The sequence below is a fragment of the Lentilactobacillus hilgardii DSM 20176 = ATCC 8290 genome (assembly GCF_000159315.1).
In the GTDB taxonomy this organism is placed as follows: Bacteria; Bacillota; Bacilli; order Lactobacillales; family Lactobacillaceae; genus Lentilactobacillus; species Lentilactobacillus hilgardii.
This window is the reverse complement of the sequence record NZ_GG670023.1, coordinates 1-606: the sequence shown is the minus strand read 5'-3', so window position 1 is coordinate 606 and position 606 is coordinate 1. Positions and strand designations below refer to the sequence as shown.

Annotated in this window: 1 protein-coding gene; it reads right to left on the bottom strand. The window is 39.6% G+C overall.

What is annotated here, in order from left to right; translation table 11 throughout:
* Positions 1 to 158: 158 nt before the first annotated feature.
* Positions 159 to 606: helicase-related protein (locus tag HMPREF0519_RS12740; RefSeq protein ID WP_040472852.1), on the bottom strand; the 448-nt coding region annotated here is incomplete at its 5' end.

Here is a 606-nt window from a genome sequence, read left to right as displayed (position 1 = left end):
AATTCTTCGCCCACAATACCGACACGTTTTCATATCTGACAGCTTTACGAATCGATTGAAACACTTACGACAAACCTTCGAATTATTTAATTTCTGAAACGAAAAGATCTTAGGCAGCGTTAACTCAGAAGACAGTACTGTTTGACACAGCAAACAAGTCATTTGATCTCCCTCGCTTTTCGATTCATTTCTTTGATTTGACGGTCACAGGATTTGATCGTCTTTGATTTAGTTTCACAATATAAAATCACTTGTCCTGTTGGCCGCGCACTATTTCGTCCAACCCGACCGGCAATTTGAACCAATGCAGATGTGGAAAACACCTCATCGTCAGCCTTTAAAACCATAACGTCAATTCCAGGGAAAGTAACCCCCCGTTCCAAAATAGTTGTTGTAATCAAAAAATCAACGGACTGACTTCTCATAGCAGTTACCTTTTCCAGCCTTTGTGGGTCAGCCGAATAAACTGTCAAATAGGTACAGTTAATATTAGCTTTCTCCAGCGCATTACTTACCAAGGTTAAATCCTTAATTCTGGGTACAAACAGCAGGAAACGCTGTTTTTGTTTAACCAAACGATTAATCATCTGCAGGATAGATTTAGGT